14 protein-coding genes are annotated in these 16,316 nt (G+C 37.2%); 3 read left to right on the top strand and 11 right to left on the bottom strand.

The genetic code is table 11. The features are described from left to right. Nucleotides 1-62 precede the first annotated feature (62 nt). The 4 genes from QNH29_RS11900 to QNH29_RS11885 all read right to left on the bottom strand — a co-directional run bounded on the left by QNH29_RS11900 (nucleotide 63) and on the right by QNH29_RS11885 (nucleotide 4,140). On the bottom strand, nucleotides 63-626 hold the full coding sequence (locus QNH29_RS11900) for an NADPH-dependent FMN reductase (protein WP_283864972.1): 564 nt from the start codon (nucleotides 624-626) through the stop codon (nucleotides 63-65). A gap of 43 nt (nucleotides 627-669) precedes the next feature. Next, nucleotides 670-1,194 (bottom strand): FAD synthetase family protein, encoded by a 525-nt coding sequence (locus QNH29_RS11895; protein WP_283864971.1) that lies wholly within the window; start codon nucleotides 1,192-1,194, stop codon nucleotides 670-672. 32 nt (nucleotides 1,195-1,226) lie between these two features. Continuing rightward, nucleotides 1,227-2,705 carry a 4-hydroxyphenylacetate 3-hydroxylase family protein gene (locus QNH29_RS11890; protein ID WP_283864969.1) on the bottom strand — a complete coding sequence of 493 codons (1,479 nt, stop codon included), beginning with the start codon at nucleotides 2,703-2,705 and terminating at the stop codon, nucleotides 1,227-1,229. Between the two features lie 157 nt (nucleotides 2,706-2,862). Then, nucleotides 2,863-4,140, bottom strand: coding sequence for an MFS transporter (locus QNH29_RS11885; RefSeq protein ID WP_283865616.1), 1,278 nt, complete (start codon nucleotides 4,138-4,140; stop codon nucleotides 2,863-2,865). A 438-nt stretch (nucleotides 4,141-4,578) separates the two neighbouring features. Here QNH29_RS11885 and QNH29_RS11880 point away from each other — a divergent pair, with 438 nt between their 5' ends. After that, a complete protein-coding gene (locus QNH29_RS11880) occupies nucleotides 4,579-5,214 on the top strand; it encodes a Crp/Fnr family transcriptional regulator (protein WP_283864968.1) in 636 nt (211 codons plus the stop codon). Then, a complete protein-coding gene (locus tag QNH29_RS11875; protein ID WP_283864967.1) occupies nucleotides 5,211-5,873 on the top strand; it encodes a Crp/Fnr family transcriptional regulator in 663 nt (220 codons plus the stop codon). Before QNH29_RS11880 ends, QNH29_RS11875 begins: the two co-directional genes overlap by 4 nt. 65 nt (nucleotides 5,874-5,938) lie before the next feature. On the opposite strand, the gene QNH29_RS11870 is transcribed toward QNH29_RS11875, so the two are convergent. From QNH29_RS11870 to QNH29_RS11840, 7 genes are all read right to left on the bottom strand, one after another. Then, complete coding sequence (locus QNH29_RS11870) at nucleotides 5,939-6,721, bottom strand: hypothetical protein (protein WP_283864966.1); 783 nt, start codon at nucleotides 6,719-6,721, stop codon at nucleotides 5,939-5,941. A 234-nt stretch (nucleotides 6,722-6,955) separates the two neighbouring features. After that, complete coding sequence (locus tag QNH29_RS11865; protein WP_283864965.1) at nucleotides 6,956-7,201, bottom strand: hypothetical protein; 246 nt, start codon at nucleotides 7,199-7,201, stop codon at nucleotides 6,956-6,958. A gap of 290 nt (nucleotides 7,202-7,491) precedes the next feature. Then, a complete protein-coding gene (gene brnQ / locus QNH29_RS11860; RefSeq protein ID WP_283864964.1) occupies nucleotides 7,492-8,817 on the bottom strand; it encodes a branched-chain amino acid transport system II carrier protein in 1,326 nt (441 codons plus the stop codon). 43 nt (nucleotides 8,818-8,860) lie between these two features. Further along, nucleotides 8,861-9,820 (bottom strand): AraC family transcriptional regulator, encoded by a 960-nt coding sequence (locus QNH29_RS11855; protein WP_283864963.1) that lies wholly within the window; start codon nucleotides 9,818-9,820, stop codon nucleotides 8,861-8,863. Nucleotides 9,821-9,950: 130 nt separating this feature from the next. Continuing rightward, nucleotides 9,951-10,781, bottom strand: a complete 831-nt coding sequence (gene rhaD / locus QNH29_RS11850) for a rhamnulose-1-phosphate aldolase (RefSeq protein ID WP_283865615.1) — start codon at nucleotides 10,779-10,781, stop codon at nucleotides 9,951-9,953. A 260-nt stretch (nucleotides 10,782-11,041) separates the two neighbouring features. Then, on the bottom strand, nucleotides 11,042-12,292 hold the full coding sequence (gene odhB, locus QNH29_RS11845; protein ID WP_283864962.1) for a 2-oxoglutarate dehydrogenase complex dihydrolipoyllysine-residue succinyltransferase: 1,251 nt from the start codon (nucleotides 12,290-12,292) through the stop codon (nucleotides 11,042-11,044). A 72-nt stretch (nucleotides 12,293-12,364) separates the two neighbouring features. Then, entirely contained in the window at nucleotides 12,365-15,259 is a 2,895-nt protein-coding gene (locus QNH29_RS11840; RefSeq protein ID WP_283864961.1) for a 2-oxoglutarate dehydrogenase E1 component, read from the bottom strand. A gap of 164 nt (nucleotides 15,260-15,423) precedes the next feature. Between QNH29_RS11840 and QNH29_RS11835 the strand changes: the two genes are divergently transcribed. After that, nucleotides 15,424-16,308: a LysR family transcriptional regulator gene (locus QNH29_RS11835; protein ID WP_283864960.1), complete on the top strand. Its 885-nt coding sequence runs from the start codon at nucleotides 15,424-15,426 to the stop codon at nucleotides 16,306-16,308. The last annotated feature ends 8 nt before the right edge of the window (nucleotides 16,309-16,316 follow it).

Below are 16,316 nucleotides of genomic sequence, written 5' to 3'. Positions count from 1 at the left end.
CTATTTATCCCCTCTCGAATTTTATTGACCCCACTTATATTTAAATAAAAAATAAGGTCTGGTTAAATGACACTTTCTACTTTTTCCTCTGTTGATTTTAATGCTTCTTGCATAAATACTACTTCTTTTGCTAAGTCTGAAATTCTATTTAATACTTCCTGATCGATGATTTCATTATCTTTATTGAAATGATCGTTATTAACGTACACATAGCCTGGCGCTACGAATGCCCGGAAAAATCCTGCAATTGGTTTCAATTGGTTTTCAACAACCAGATAGTGCTGGTAAGTACCGCCTGTAGCGACAAATCCCATTACTTTATTACGAAAATCCTTGGGATTGATTAGATCAAATACATTCTTAAGTGGCCCTGATAATGAGCCTTGAAATATTGGTGTTCCGATAATATAAAAATCAGCAGATTGAATGATATCAAGAACTTTTTTTGTATCTCCTGTGTAAGCACCAGGGTTTCGGCCATCACAAAACTGGACATCAAATTCTCTTAAATCCAACAATTCAATTTCCACATTTGGATGGTGTTTCTTTACTTCTTCAAGGACCTTTAGGACAACAATACTCGTCTTGGCTCCAATAATCGTGCCTGAAATTCCTAATAGTTTCATAGTGTCTAACCCCTTTTGTTTCTATTAAGTACCCATAGTTTTATTACCACCCCAATAAAGCGTATGACTGTTGATAATCTCCCTCGGAAATTAACTGACGAATTCTTGTGGATGAAATAAGTTCTCCCTCATTGCAATATACAGGCAATGTCACATTGATCTGAAAGTACTTTTTTAATAGGTCAATATCACCTTTTCTACCTTTTCCAAAACGGAAATCCGTACCAATAGACACTTCTACCGGGCTAAGCTTGGATAATTCACTGATAAAATCCTCAGGAGGACGCGTTGCATACCATTCATCAAAACTAGCAACAATCACATAATCTACACCCAATTTATAAATCCTTGTTACCTTTTCTTGAATGGGTGTCAAGATTTGGGCACCTTTAAAAAGATGTCGAGGAGGCGGGTCAAACGTATAAACAACGCTTGGAACCTGATGAAAAAGGCTTTTTTCCACAGCCTGTCTAATGACAGCTTGGTGTCCTTTGTGTACCCCATCAAACGCACCAATAGCAATAACAGAACCTTTAAGTGTCAAAATACTATCTTTTATCGTTTGCATCAATCACACCTCCTCAAGATAGTGGAATAGTTTTAAAAACTTGGAACTTCTTTTTTACCTTCAAAAATCTCCATTGCTTCTTCAACCAGCTTAAATGAATGATTTTTTTTATGGTTGTTATAGAAAATAGCTCTCTTGCGGATTGGATCTCCTGTGTAATAACGTTCGTATTGAAGGATTCTTTGCCCAAATGCCTCGCCGCATAGATCCCATGCCAGCTTAAAGAGATGAACCCGATCTTCTGCAGTTACTCCTTCTCTTCCCACGTAATATCGTTCTAAATCTTCTCGTAAATCTGGATTTTCAAAATCTGCATCAGTAGGTGACATTAATAGCCCTCCCGCACCGATAATTTGCATTACTTCAATGGCACGTGGATACATTTTCGGCAGCAATCCTCGAATGGTTTCAAGAGGTGCATAGGCAGGCATCACCTCACCAGTAGGTGTGACTTCATATTCATACTCTGCAATTCTAAGCAAAGCGCGTATGGACTCCACGGATTGGACTAATTCACCTAAATCGTTTTGAACATTTAGATAACAATCAACACCAATGGAGTCTGCTAATTTACAGGCTACTTCTGTAGCAAATTGCAGCTTTATTAAACCTCTTACTCCTGATTGATGTGCGGGCTGGATCCCAATTCCTGTTTTTGGATATAGTAGATTAGCTGCCTCGACATTGTTATAAAGGAAAACACGATCCCACGGAACTAAAACATCATTAAATACTAAGACCGCGTCCATTTCTTCGAATCTTGAAGCTAATGGGTGGTCATATACGGAACGTTTTCCATCCTGCATCGCTTCACGGCATAAAATTCGGAGCCCTGGCGTATCAAGCGGCAATGCAAAAGCTAAAGCGTAGCGTTCATCTCCGGGTTTAAATCCTGGGAAAGAATAAACAATTACTTCATCGGTAATGGGTGCAAGGGTTGCCAGCATTTTAGCCCCTCTTACAACCAAGCCATCTGGGGTTTCTTTAACAGCACCTAAATGAGTAAACATATCCTGTTGTTCATGTGATGATTTACTGCGGTCATTTTGTGGATTAATAATAGCGTGTGTTAAAAATAGGTCTTTGTCGCGAACATGCTTATAATAGGCACGAATGTTTTTTCCCCATTCAGGATTGTATTTGTCCAAGAACTTGGAATTACTTGCCATAGAAGTTACCACTACATTTAGAAAATCAGGAGTTCTTCCCATTAATCCAAAAGTTGCTTTAGCAAAAACTTCAAACGTCTTTCTTCGAGCCTCTAGATCTTGATAGCTTTTGGGTACGATAAATGCATTTGAAATTCTTTCACCAGTTTCTTCACAAATATGAGTAATCTCTCCTTGATACTCTGGGTCATGCTGCAAATCATACAGCTTCGCCATTTCAAGAATTGGCTGCTTGAAAACCGGTTCGTCAAAGATATTTGTTACTCTTTTCCCCGATAACCAAACTTCTGGATTACGTAATTTTAATGCCTCAATATACTGTGCTCCTGTACGAATTCCCATATACAACCTCCTTATGTTTCATATTGTCATTATAAAACTGAGATTTTTAAGTCATTGTAGTCTGGTTAACACTTTTTTCAAAAAAGTTAAACGATTCTATCTTTTGAAGAATAAAAGCCGACTCTTTTATTGATTAGAAGAGTGCGGCTTTTACTTTTTATATATTTCCTTTTTTAGGAATAAACAAGATTGTAATGGAAGCTAAGACTCCTGCAACTGCAAAAAGATAAAAATTAATGGCGAAGTCAAAATTCGAGCTCATGAAGAACCCTATCAGAATTGGACCTGAAATTGCTCCTATTCGTCCAAACCCAAGTGCCCATCCAAGGGCAGTTGCTCGATTGGCTGCTTCAAAATATTTGGAAATGTAGGCATTTAGAATAAGTGTAGTTCCGATCGTCCCAAAACCAGCAATACCCACTAATCCATACACAACGAACATCGAAGATTTTATACTTAATAGTGCGATTGAAATTCCCGCTAAGAAATAAGAAAGGCTAATAATTTTTCTAGAGCCCCACCGGTCTGCTGCTGTTCCTGCTACTAAAGCACCAATCGCCGCAGATAGATTTAACATCAGTAAAAATCCTAAACTAGGTCCAAGCGGATATCCTGCCTCACGCATCATTTTTGGCAACCATGTACTTAATCCATAAATCATAAGAAGACCTAGAAAGAAAGTAACCCAAAAAAACATGGTTGCCCGAATATTTGTCCGTGAGAATAGACTCGCAATTGCGGCGAATTTATTCGATTTTCCTTTGGTCTCAACATCTATACTGCTTTGGATAAAATCATTAGGAAGTTGATATTTTTTTGCTATTCTTTCAGCCTTATCAAACTTTTTCTTAGCAATTAGAAAGCTAATTGACTCGGGAAGAAATTTAATAATAAAAGGAATAACTAATAGTGGAATGACACCAATCCAAAACATTAATCTCCATCCATAATCCTCTAAAAGAAACATGGAAAATAAAGCGCCAAGGACTCCTCCGATTGGATAGCCAGTATACATAATAGCGTACATTTTTGATCGATGCTGGACAGGAGAATACTCGATTGTTAATGCAGATGCTGTAGGAATTACTCCACCAAGTCCAAGACCGCCAATAAAGCGAAAGATTCCAAACATTTCCGGAGAAGTTGAAAGTGCGACCAGACACATTGAAATCGAAAATATGGAAACGCAAAAAATTAAGGTCAATTTACGGCCAATCATATCCGTAACTGTTCCAACACAGATGGCACCGATCAGCATACCCATTAGTGCATAACTTCCTATTGCACCTGCTTGGGCTGGAGTCATACTCCAATCTTTATATTCCATTAAGGATGGTAATACAGCACCATAGATTCCTAAATCATATCCGTCTGCCAGCATTGCAAACCAGCAAAGTATAACAACCACAAACGTTGCTTTTGGCATACTTTTCATTGATAATTTAGTAGTATTTAATCCAATATTCTGTTTCGTTAAATCTTCCGTAATCAATGATTGTACTTCTCTGTTCATCCAACCATCTCCTTTTTAGAATTTGTTCCAATAGGCATTGGTGTTTATTCTTGGATGAATTTCTGAAGTTCCCCCCTTTTTTCAATAATTTCATGATTGCCTTCCTTCATTTCAAATTAAGTGGAAGTTCCATGAATTGGCTGATTATTTAGAAAATAATTTACCTATATTGATTTTATATTTTTAATCTTTTACACTATTGTTAAGTAGTTAACATTAATAAACTTTTTTTCTTGCCTTTGTTATGTGAATTTAACAATACATATCTATTAATCTGAAGTAAATGTAAGCGTTAACAAATAATACACATCAGCATGTTATTAAACCTAAACACTTAAATTTCACTTAGGAGTTGATAGGGTGGCAATCCTTTTTGACAGTGATATTAATTGGGAAACATGTTTGCAATTTGGGACCAGACAATTTTTCAAGGAAAAAAAATGTATTTACCAACAAGGGACAATGGGAGAAGGATTTTATTATATCCAAAAGGGATTAGTGAAAGTGACAACAAAAACGACAAACGGAAAAGAGCGCATGCTAAACATCGCAATTCCAGGGCAATTATTAGGTATTCAAGCTATGGACCGTAAGCCGCATTTTACTACAGCAACAGCTGTAAATGACACAGTACTCTACTATTTCGATTGTGATCATTTTCAAAATCTACTAACATATCAACCTTCAATTCTACACATGGTAATAAGAACCGTCATCCATAAAATGCATATTTTAGCCGATAAAATTTACTTGGACACACTTACTCCAGAACAGCAGTTGTCCGTGATTCTTTTGAATATCTGTTATGAATTTAAGAATTATGAAGTTCCTCTATCACAGCAAGAACTAACAAAATGCACAGGTTTAACAAGAATTACCATTTATAAGATTCTAAAACAATGGAAGGAAAATGAGTTCATAGAGGTTCACGGAAAAAAAATCCTCATAAAAAATTCCGATGAATTAAAAAAGATTCAAGGCAGGGTGAATACATGAATAAACTTCGAAACGCTTGGAGTCCATATTTAAGTTATGGGAATAAACTTGTGCTAGCGGAAAATTCAGTTGTTTACCGTCAGGGATGTGAAGGAAAAGGTTTTTTCTTCTTATCTGAAGGAGGTATTAAAATCACCCTCCTTTCAAAAGAGGGTGTGGAACGCACAGTTAATTATGTTCCAGAAGGAATGTTATTCGGAGAACACGGTTCAAGAAAGGAAGCCTATCTAACCTCTGCTTTAACTACATGTTCATCGGTTGTCTATCAGTTTTCTGATGAAGCGTTAGAAAAAGTTTGTGAAAATCATCCTGAAGCAGCATGTATTTTTACCAATTCACTTATTTATAAATTTAGAATACTTGCAGAGATAATAGCTTTTCTAAACTCCCCCGTTGAACAACAAATGGCGCATTATCTATTAAAACTAATTAATGAAAATGGCAGCTGCTCCATTGATCAAACATCATTTGCCCGTTACATAGGTACCTCAAGAATTACAGTTAATAAAATTCTTAATAAGTGGAAGACTCAAAAAATCATCGACCTCCCTAATAGGACCATTGAAATCATGGATATTAATCAATTAAAGGAACTCCGTATATCTGTTGGTATTACCATTGAAAACTTGGATTTATTAATGTTGACCCATAAGGAATAAAAAGGTGCCTAACTTTATTGTTAGGCACTAGAAAGGTTAAAAGTGTATTTAGTCAGATGAATCAATTATTCTTTGATACAATTTCTAAAATAATCATAATCTGTTTTAATATAATGAAAAGCTGCTGCGTTTCCGCCTTGATCTGGATGCGTTACTTTTAATAATTTTTTATACCCTGAAGAAACGTCTTTATGACTGGCCGTTTTTGAGAGTCCTAACTTTCGACGGATATCATTCATTTTATAAGGTATTGTTTCCTGAACATTATCAGGCTCTCTATTGTTTCCTTTAGAAAGTTCTTCCTTTAATTTTAACAATTGATTTCGTAATTCAATATTCTCTTTTAGTAGCTTTCTAGTTTCCTTTTGCAGGTCACTATTTTCATGCTCTAGTTTGATGATTTCTTTATTTAAATTTTCTCTTTGTTGAATTAAAGTATCAATAGATGACTTATGTAGTTTTTCCATCCCTTTTATAAGCCCATCCTGTGTATTAAGTTTTACTTTTAATTGAGCTAAGGTCTTTTCCTGATCAGTATCGTTATTTAAATACACCTTTGAGAGAGTTTCATTTGGAAAATATTCAATCCTCCCATTCCCCACGTTTTGAATCTTACCTTCCCTAAGCCATCGTCGAACAATTTGGATTCCACTACGTTCAGAAACACCTGCATCCTTTAACATGTTCAAGGCTTGGTCTGTATCATCAAGTATGTATCCAGAATTCTGAGAAACTGTGCCCACGTATTTTATTTTTCTTTCACGCAGCCATCGTCTAACTGTTTGAATACTGATTTCTTCATTTACACCTGCATCTGTTAACAATTCATAAGCTTGATCTGTGTTCACTATTTTCCACCTTCCCCTCAAGTAAGCTCTTGGATATTGAAAAATACATAATCAGTCGAACTCGGTATGTAATATAAATAATAATAAATAAGTTTAGAATTTATGTGAATGGATAAAAAAGACTATCCTTTTCACCCAAGTAATAATCAGATAGTTTTACTAATTTGGGTCAATTGAAAACAGCCGCCTTTATTAGGAGCAAAGCGGCTGTTTATCTGGTTGAAAAAATGAACTTTATTCAAGGACCAAAAAGTATTGAATTTGATTGTGTGAAATAGCTGTAATAGCATGAATACGATAGCCGATACTTAATAATTGTGATAATGTTTCAGCACAGTTTTCGCGTGGAGGCTCAATTGGTGCGTGGTAGCTTTTATATAAATGAATAAGTTGATTATTCGTTGAACAATGAAGTAAGACTACATGTCTCCCAGTCCACGCCTGCCCAATCATTGGTTGTACTTGTCTCATCCTTTTCATGGTTTGACACCCTTACAGTTTGATACAATAGTCTATGCTTTACTTTTTTGTTCGTTCTATTTGATGTAATAGTTTTTAAATCCGCGGAAACTTCACTGTTATTGGAATATGGTTAGTAATGAAAACAAATTTTTATGTGCTTTTTATTTGTGGGATTCATGCTCCCATCATGATGACCGTTTTTTCTTTTCAAGCTCTGTTTTGGGCTTCATGAACCCCTTTATAACATTTTTTTTAAAACAAAAAAACGAGAAACCTTATATTTATTGGTTTCTCGTTTTCAAACAATACTATAGATTTGTTCTTGTTACAGGTGAAGGACCTCTTAACTTTCCTAAAAGAAAACCAACGATTAAGCCAACAACTGCAGGGGTTAGCCAGCCGATCCCCTCGATATAGAAAGGAAGAATTTCAAATCCCTCGCCCCATATATTATTTAGAAAGGTTTTATTTATTGTATCTAATATACTGAATAAAGCCACAAAGCCGACCACAGTGATATAAATATATGAATTCCTTTTAATCAAATCATCAAAGAGTCCCAAGAAGATTAGAACAATGGCAATCGGGTAAATCATTCCAAGTATAGGTACTGAAATCTGCAGAATTTGTGTTAATCCTAAATTGGCAATCGCAGTACTAAGAACAGCCAAGATAACAACCCATACCTTATAAGCGACTTTTGGTATAGCTGTGGAGAAGAATTGGCTGCATGAGGTAATTAACCCAATGGAAACACAGAAACATGCCAATGTAAAGACAATACCTAGTATGAGTGTTCCACTTTGGCCAAACAAGTCCGTCATGATGTTAGACAAAATAATGGCCCCATTCTCTGCTTGTCCTAATGAAGAACTTGCCGCCCCTAAATAGCCTAAAATTAGATAAATCACTGCTAATAACAAACCGGCACCCACACCTGCGTACATCATATAGCGTGATTTCATTTTTGAATCACGAACACCTTGTGCTGTCAGCGTGTTAGCAATGACAATTCCAAATGCCAGTGCTGCCAAGGCATCCATGGTTAAATACCCTTCCAATATTCCTTGGAACATAGGATTGTCACGATAATTCCCTATAGGTGAATCAAATGAACCAATAGGATCCATTAAGCTCTTTACAAAGATAATTGCGATTAGTGCTAAAAGAATTGGAGTAAGTAACTTTCCAAAAAGACTAATCAGTTTTGATGGATACAAACTTAACCATGCGGCTAGTCCAAAAAAAACGATCGTATAGATGAATAAAGAGACCGGACTTCCCACAAAATTCTCCGGCAAGAAAGGCGCCGCACCCATTTCAAATGCAAGGCTCCCTGCACGAGGAATCGCTAGTCCTGGACCAATGGCAATGTAAATTAAAAATGGAAAAACAAGTGCAAAGATAGGGTGAACTCTGAGATTCAGGTCATTTAAACTACCTGCCTTAGCCACCGCAATAACTCCTAATATCGGCAGTCCAACGGCAGATACAATAAAACCAGCAAGAGCAACCCATAACTGGTCACCTGCTGATTGACCAAGAAATGGAGGGAATATTAAATTACCAGCTCCAAAAAACATAGAAAACAACATAAAACTAATAAAGACAACTTGTTTTGCAGAAAAATTCATGATGATGTAGCTCCTTATAATGAAAAAATATTATTTTATTATATCATTTATTCATTCTGAATTCTTTAGGAGTTCTTCCATATTTCTCTTTAAAAATTCGATAAAAATAACTGATATTATCATAGCCTACCTGTTCAACAATCAATGCAATCGGTAAATCGCTTCCTTCTAATAATTCTTTCGCCTTGTCCAGCCTTCTTTCTTGGAGAAGATCTTTAAATGTTCGAGACGTTGCCTTTTTAATGGTTTTACTTAGACCATAATGCGATTGTTTCAATTGCTCTGACAATTCATATAAAGAGGCTTCCTTATAGTGTTCCTCAATATATTTAAGTGATTCCACCACCAAATAATGAGTAATGGACGCTTCTTCTTTTCTCTCTACCTTATCAGAATTCTTTATGAGCTCTATCATTAACAGACCCATATAAAGTTTAATCGCAGACTCTGAAAAAGAGGTTGGATACATAATTTCGTGAATCATTTTTCCTATTAAGTTCTGTATCTCTTCTACTTCTGAAACCTTAAAATAAAGAAATTGCCCGTTTTGTGTATTATTGTAAAGACTGCTCAATAAAAAATCACTGACAATATTCTCAGAACTTAAATAGGAAAATATAAAGTCAAAAAAAGCAGGACGAATAATGAAATTAATGATAATATCTTCTGTCTCACAGGCTTTAATTTCATGTTCAATATGTTGGTTTAAGAGCAGCAGTTCTCCTTTTTTAAACGTAATTTGTCTTCCCCCAACTGTTTGCTGCAATTCCCCATTATAAACATAATTGACCTCAATGTAATCATGTTTATGTAAAGGGAAATCCACAAATCTTGTATGCTTGCGAACCATGATCATTTTATCTTTACTTAAGAATTTTTCACTCTCAATAATAAAATTCGTCTTACTTGTATAGAGATCTTTACTTACATTTGTTTGCTGCTCGAGAATTTCTTTCTCTTCATCTGTTAGTTGTAAAAGTTCGTATAGCAGTTCCTGGTTCACTCTTTTCACCTATTTTCTAATTGGATCACAAAGTGCTTTTTTATAAGATATTATCATACCATTTCCCTGCACCGAATAGAACAAAAAAAGTATGTTCCTTTTTAATAAACATACCTTCATTCATTACATTCTATCGTTTAAGTATCCCTTTTCGTGGTTCCACTTTAAACGCATTTGCTAAATCTAAAAGCTGCTGGTCGGTAATGGTTTGTTTTTTACCACCTTGGGCACATACAATGGTATAAACTTCAGCGGCTTTTTCAGCTGTTTCAATCAAACCAAAGGTTTCATCCAGTGTACTGCCAGCTCCGAAGATTCCATGATGCTGCCAAAGTACGAGTCGGACTTGTTCCATTTTCTCTGCAGTTGCTTCGCCTATGGCATTTGTTCCTGGAACAATCCAAGGAATGATTCCTACCCCTTCAGGAAAAACAACCAGACATTCCGTGCACATTTCCCATAAGGTCTTTGTAAAATCCTCTTCCTTTAAACTATGTGTAAAGGACATCGCAATCAAGTTTGTTGCGTGACAGTGCATAATTACACGATGTGTCTTATCAACTGCAAAGCGTTTCATATGGTTCATAAGATGTGTTGGCAATTCGCTAGTTGCAACCCCGCCATCTTCAAATCCCCAAAGGATTTCATAGCTTTTACCATCACCTGAAATGCGGATAATACCGAGGTTATTAGCTGGATCTCTTTTTACATTTTTAAAATATTTCCCTGAACCGGTAACGATGAAGTACCGTCCAGCAAGTGCTTTTGCATCAAAGTTCATTGGTACTGTTCTTTTAACATCGTCTACATTCAAAAATGGAAGAATCTCATATTCATGTAATAAATAACTGATATTCCCCCCATTTCGTTCATCCCAGCCTAAACGATATAAATTTGAGGTTGTTTCTAACATTTCTTGTAAAAATGGAGCAGAGTAAATAGCGTCGTTTATCAAAGTCATACTCATTTTCATTTCTCTCCTTATATGAACACTTTGGTTTATTTGAAAGTTTGTTTGTTTGTTTTATTCTTTACACTGTAATCATAAACCCAAAACAAACATAAATCAACATAAAAACAAATATATTTTTCTGTTTATTTTTGTTTAATCAACATTTTTGTCACAATTGAGTCCGTTTGCTTTTACTTAGTTAACAACATGGCCACTAATGTGTCTTTGAAAAATAAAAACAGACCGTAAAACGGTCTGTTGGTTTTGGTTTATCCTTCTAATAATAAAGAGTGCGGATCTTCTAACAATTCCTTTACTGCGGCAAGGAAACTAACAGCCTCTTTTCCATCTACAATTCGATGATCGTAAGAAAGAGCAATATACATCATCGGGCGGTTTTCCATTCGTTCTTTATCAATTGCTACAGGTCTTAACTGGATTTTATGCATACCGAGTATCCCTACTTGCGGGCTATTTAAAATTGGTGTTGACATTAAAGAACCGAAAACACCACCGTTTGTAATCGTAAAAGTTCCACCTTGTAAATCCTTTAAAGTAAGGGCGTTATCGCGAGCTTTCTTACCAAGTTCACTGATTTCTTGTTCAATTTCAGCAAAGTTTTTCTGGTTTGCATTGCGGACTACAGGTACAACCAGACCTTCCGGCGCAGCAACTGCAATACCGATATCGTAAAACTTCTTGATAATCAATTCATCGCCTTGAATTTCGGCATTTAAAAGAGGGAATTGCTTTAAAGCTGAAACCACAGCTTTTGTAAAAAATGACATGAATCCAAGTCGGACACCATGTTTTTCAAAAAAGACATCTTTCCGTTTACTGCGTAAATCCATAATGGCAGTCATATCAACTTCGTTAAAGGTTGTTAACATTGCAGCGGTATGTTGAACTTCAACCAAGCGTTTCGCGATCGTTTGACGGCGGCGTGACATTTTCACACGTTCTACTGGTTTATCAAACTCTGCATCTATTTGTTGTGTGATAGGTTTTGGACTTACCTTTTCCAACTTTGGTTCTTCCGTTACATTAGTAGTACTCGTATGTGCTTTTACATCTTCAGGTCTAATTCTGCCAAGGGGATCACGAGTGCTTACTTGGTTTAAATCGATTCCTAGTTCTCTTGCCATTTTTCTTGCGGCGGGTGAAGCAATCGGACGATCCGTTTTCGGAAGTTCTATCTCTTGATGCCCGCTAGGCTGGTCTAATGGTTCATTAGCCGGTTTTTCAGGAGATGCCGCTGGAACAGCAGGAGTAACACCTTCAGCTGCGTTCTCTTCAATAACAGCAATGACATCACCTACTTCTACCGTATCACCAGGTTCTTTTAATACTTTTGTGATAACACCTGAGTATTCGGCATTTAATTCTATATTAACTTTGTCAGTTTCCAGTTCTACAACACTATCCCCTTTGGATACTTTATCACCTATATTAATGAGCCATTGAGAAATGGTTCCTTCTGAAATGGATTCTGCCAGTTCCGGTACTTTTATTTCTATCATGTTTCATATCCTCCTAGGAATTAGGTTAAGTCTTTTCAAATTAGGATTTCAACTTGGTTTCTCGGTAATGATTTATCTGTTTCTAGTAGACTCTTTTTCTTGATTCTGAGTAATTACTATACTATCAGTATTTAACGCCTGTTCGATAATACGTTCTTGTTCCTTCTTATGAACTAATGGGTCACCGCCTGCGGTGCTTGAACGATACTGACGCCCGATGTAACCGACAGTCAGGCTGTCAGCAGCAAGCTCATAAAGAGTTGGAGCAATATAATGCCATGCTCCCATATTCTTCGGTTCTTCCTGCACCCAAACAATTTCCCGCAAGTTGGGATATCGATTAATGATGGGTTCAATTTTTTCCTTCGGGAATGGATACAATTGTTCAACTCGCACAATGTGTATCTCGTCCAAATTTCTCTTTTCATTATTTGAGTCGATTTCTAAAGCAAGATCGATTGCTACCTTACCCGTCGTTAACACTAACCGTTTTACCTTCTCTGTCTCTTTTCCTAGATTCTCCTGTTCCATAACCGTTTGGAACTGGCCATCGCTAAGAGCTGCCGCATAGGATGAGACCATAGGGTGTCTAAGCAGACTCTTCGGTGTCATTATCACTAGTGGACGAACATACTCAGTACCTAAAATCGATGCTTGACGGCGCAAAATATGAAAATATTGGGCCGCACTTGTCAGGTTTGCTACAGTCCAGTTATTTTCGGCTGCCAATTGTAAGAAACGTTCAAGTCGGGCGCTGGAGTGCTCGGGACCTTGCCCCTCATAACCGTGAGGCAATAAAAGTGTAAGCCCGGATTTTTGTCCCCATTTTGCTCGTGCCGACGAAACGAACTGATCAAATAGGGGCTGTGCCGTGTTGGCGAAGTCGCCATATTGTGCTTCCCACATGACAAGTGTTTCAGGAGCAAATACATTGTAGCCATATTCAAAACCTACAACAGCAGCTTCCGACAGCGGGCTATTATGAACTGCAAACGAGGCCCGTGCTTGTGGAAGACGGTGTAAAGGTGAATAAGTTTTATTGCTTTCTGAATCGTGGAGCAAAATGTGTCGCTGTGCAAAAGTTCCACGTTCAGAATCTTGACCTGTTAAACGAATCGGCGTTCCTTCTTTTAACATGGCTGCGAATGCCAGGACTTCTGCTACTGCCCATTCTACTTTTCCGTTCTCATCAAGCGCTGTTTCACGGCGCTCGAGAATCCGCTTTAATTTTGGATAAACATGAAAACCTTCCGGCCATTTCAATAGTTCACCGTTTAGCTCGCGCAAAGTATCAAGCGGCACGCTTGTGTCCAAGGGTGGAATTCCCTTGGCAATAACCCCAGGAACCTCAACTTCTGCAGGAGATTCACCCTGCTTCTTCTCTGACACTTTTTCATATTCCGCTTGCAGCTTCCCTTGGACACTTAGGTTGATTTGCTCTACTTCTTTGGAATCAAGAATGCCTTTCATTTGCAGCTGTTTGGAATACAATGCTCTTACAGTTGGATGGCTCGCAATTTTTTTGTACACTTGCGGCTGGGTTACTGCTGGATCATCCATTTCATTGTGGCCAAATCTTCGGTATCCGACTAAATCAATCACAAAATCCTTTTGAAAACGTGCTCGGTATTGATATGCAAGGCGAACAGCTGCCAGACAGGCTTCTGGATCATCCGCATTTACATGTACGATTGGAATCTCAAACCCTTTTGCCAGGTCACTCGAATATCTCGTTGAACGAGAATCGTGGCTATCTGTCGTAAAGCCAACCATATTGTTTGCAATAATATGGATGGTTCCGCCAGTTCGGTATCCTTTTAGTCCGCCCAAATTTAATGTTTCGGCAACAATTCCCTGACCAGGAAATGCTGCATCACCATGAACCAAAATCGCAAATGCTTTTTTAACATCCTGCTCCGGGTATCCAGATTTCTGTCTATCCTCTTGTGCTGCTCTTGCAAACCCTTCGACCACGGGATTTACAAATTCAAGATGACTTGGATTATTGGCTAAGGTAATTCGTGTACTAAAGGTATTAGGACCTTCAACAAAGCGATCACGGCCTAAATGGTATTTCACATCTCCGGTCCATCCCTCACTAATGTCAACTAAATCTTCTGACGGACCTTGTTGTTTTGCGTAAGAGTGCTGAAACTCAGAGAAAATCTTGCTGTATGGTTTGTTTAATACATGTGCAAGAACGCTTAAGCGGCCGCGATGTGCCATACCGATCAAGACATTGCGTACTCCCTCACCAACACCTTCTCGCACCGCTTCATCCAGCATGGGCACAAGCATGTCAACACCTTCAATGGAGAATCTCTTTTGGCCGACAAAGGTTTTATGCAAGAATTGCTCAAATCCTTCAACCTCTGTCAAAATCTTTAATAGCTTCATTTGCTCATCTTTTGATAAAGATTGCTGCAGTGAACCCGTCTCTACCATTTGAGTTAACCATTTTACTTCCTCGATATCATGGACGTGGTTAAATTCGAAGGCTATTGTAGAGGTATACATATTCTTTAAATGATTCATAGCATCCCATGCGTTTTGAATACCTTCCGGTGCTTCCTCCCAAACCAATTTAGCTGGAATCGCTTTCAAATCATGTTCACTAACTCCATGTTTTTGAGTGTTGAAAAACTCATGATCGTTTTGATTTTCTTCTAACGGATTTAATTTTGACACTAAATGTCCGTGAGAACGAATGTTTTCGAGCAGTTTTACCACTTTCATTACTTTTTCTAAATCTGCCAGATTAGTAGGATTAATCTTTTCATGTTCAATTGGTTCTTTCTTATAAGCTGACTCAATAGACAATGGTGAGCCCCATTCAATAAAAAGCTCAATTAATTCAGGATCAATAGTGCCTGACCCGTTCAAATACCGTTCATATTGTTCTATTACATAGCCCAGGTTAGGACCAGTAAATCTTTTCCATGGATTTGGTTGGTTTTCCACTCCCATTACAATACCCCCAAGTTTGAGTTTCCTTTATGTTAAGATTGGATAATTTAATAATGTTTTATTGATTGCTTCAGTATTAGGATAATGTAATAATTGAAATAAAGAAAATGATAAAAAATTATATTTATTAATAAAAAAAAATTATATCAGGTAGATGGGTGAACATGGATTATCGTGATTGGGAAATACTGAAGGAACTTTATCATCAAAAAAATCTAACAAAAACAGCACGACTATTATTTCTGACACAACCCGCATTAACGAATCGATTAAAGCATTTGCAGGAAGAGCTAGGTGTTAAAATCATAACCCGTGAAAGCCGGGGGGTGCACTTCACCCCTCAAGGAGAATATCTAGTCCATTGTGCTGAGGAGGCCCTTGCTCATTATCAAAGGGTAAAAGAAACTGTCAAAAATATGAGTAATAACGAGAGCAATGAAGTGGTAGGTACGTTGAAATTGGGGGTATCCAATTTTTTTGCGAATTATGAACTTCCTTATATTTTAAAACTATTTAAACAGCAATATCCCCATGTGGAATTCAAGGTTGTTACGGGCTGGAGCAGGGACGTAACGCAACTAATCCATAATAAAGATGTCCATATTAGTTTTGTTCGAGGAGATTATGGCTGGAGAGGTTTATCGAAACATCAAATATTTGAGGAGACCATCTGTGTTGCATCAAAAGATAAGATTGATATGACGGACCTTCCTCGTCTTCCTAGAATTGATTATAGAGGGGATTATTTATTAAAATCAGTCATTGACCACTGGTGGGCAGAAAATTATGCTGAAGAGCCCTTTATTAGTATAGAAGTCGACCAAGTTGATACGTGTAAAGAGATGGTCATAAATGGTTTAGGCTATGGCATCTTGTCGAGCAGGGTTGTTACTGGAATTGAAGATTTATACAAAATTAATCTCTTAGATCTAGAAGGAACTCCTATTTTGCGAAGAACGTGGATGTATTATCATAAAGAGTCTTTGGAATGGAATGTAGTTAAGGCATTCGTACATTTCATCGAAAATTTTGATTGGAAAGAAAATTGATAGAAACC

It is taken from the genome of Neobacillus sp. DY30 (assembly GCF_030123065.1).
Classification (GTDB): domain Bacteria; phylum Bacillota; class Bacilli; order Bacillales; family Cytobacillaceae; genus Neobacillus.
This window is presented reverse-complemented; position numbering and strand designations above follow the sequence as displayed.

Coding starts and splice junctions, on each gene's coding strand:
- QNH29_RS11900 (WP_283864972.1), bottom strand. CDS start 626: ATGAAACTATTAGGAATTTCAGGCACGATTATTGGAGCCAAGACGAGT.
- QNH29_RS11895 (WP_283864971.1), bottom strand. CDS start 1,194: ATGCAAACGATAAAAGATAGTATTTTGACACTTAAAGGTTCTGTTATT.
- QNH29_RS11890 (WP_283864969.1), bottom strand. CDS start 2,705: ATGGGAATTCGTACAGGAGCACAGTATATTGAGGCATTAAAATTACGT.
- QNH29_RS11885 (WP_283865616.1), bottom strand. CDS start 4,140: ATGAAAAGTATGCCAAAAGCAACGTTTGTGGTTGTTATACTTTGCTGG.
- QNH29_RS11875 (WP_283864967.1), top strand. CDS start 5,211: ATGAATAAACTTCGAAACGCTTGGAGTCCATATTTAAGTTATGGGAAT.
- QNH29_RS11865 (WP_283864965.1), bottom strand. CDS start 7,201: ATGAAAAGGATGAGACAAGTACAACCAATGATTGGGCAGGCGTGGACT.
- brnQ (WP_283864964.1), bottom strand. CDS start 8,817: ATGAATTTTTCTGCAAAACAAGTTGTCTTTATTAGTTTTATGTTGTTT.
- rhaD (WP_283865615.1), bottom strand. CDS start 10,781: ATGACTTTGATAAACGACGCTATTTACTCTGCTCCATTTTTACAAGAA.
- odhB (WP_283864962.1), bottom strand. CDS start 12,292: ATGATAGAAATAAAAGTACCGGAACTGGCAGAATCCATTTCAGAAGGA.
- QNH29_RS11840 (WP_283864961.1), bottom strand. CDS start 15,259: ATGGGAGTGGAAAACCAACCAAATCCATGGAAAAGATTTACTGGTCCT.
- QNH29_RS11835 (WP_283864960.1), top strand. CDS start 15,424: ATGGATTATCGTGATTGGGAAATACTGAAGGAACTTTATCATCAAAAA.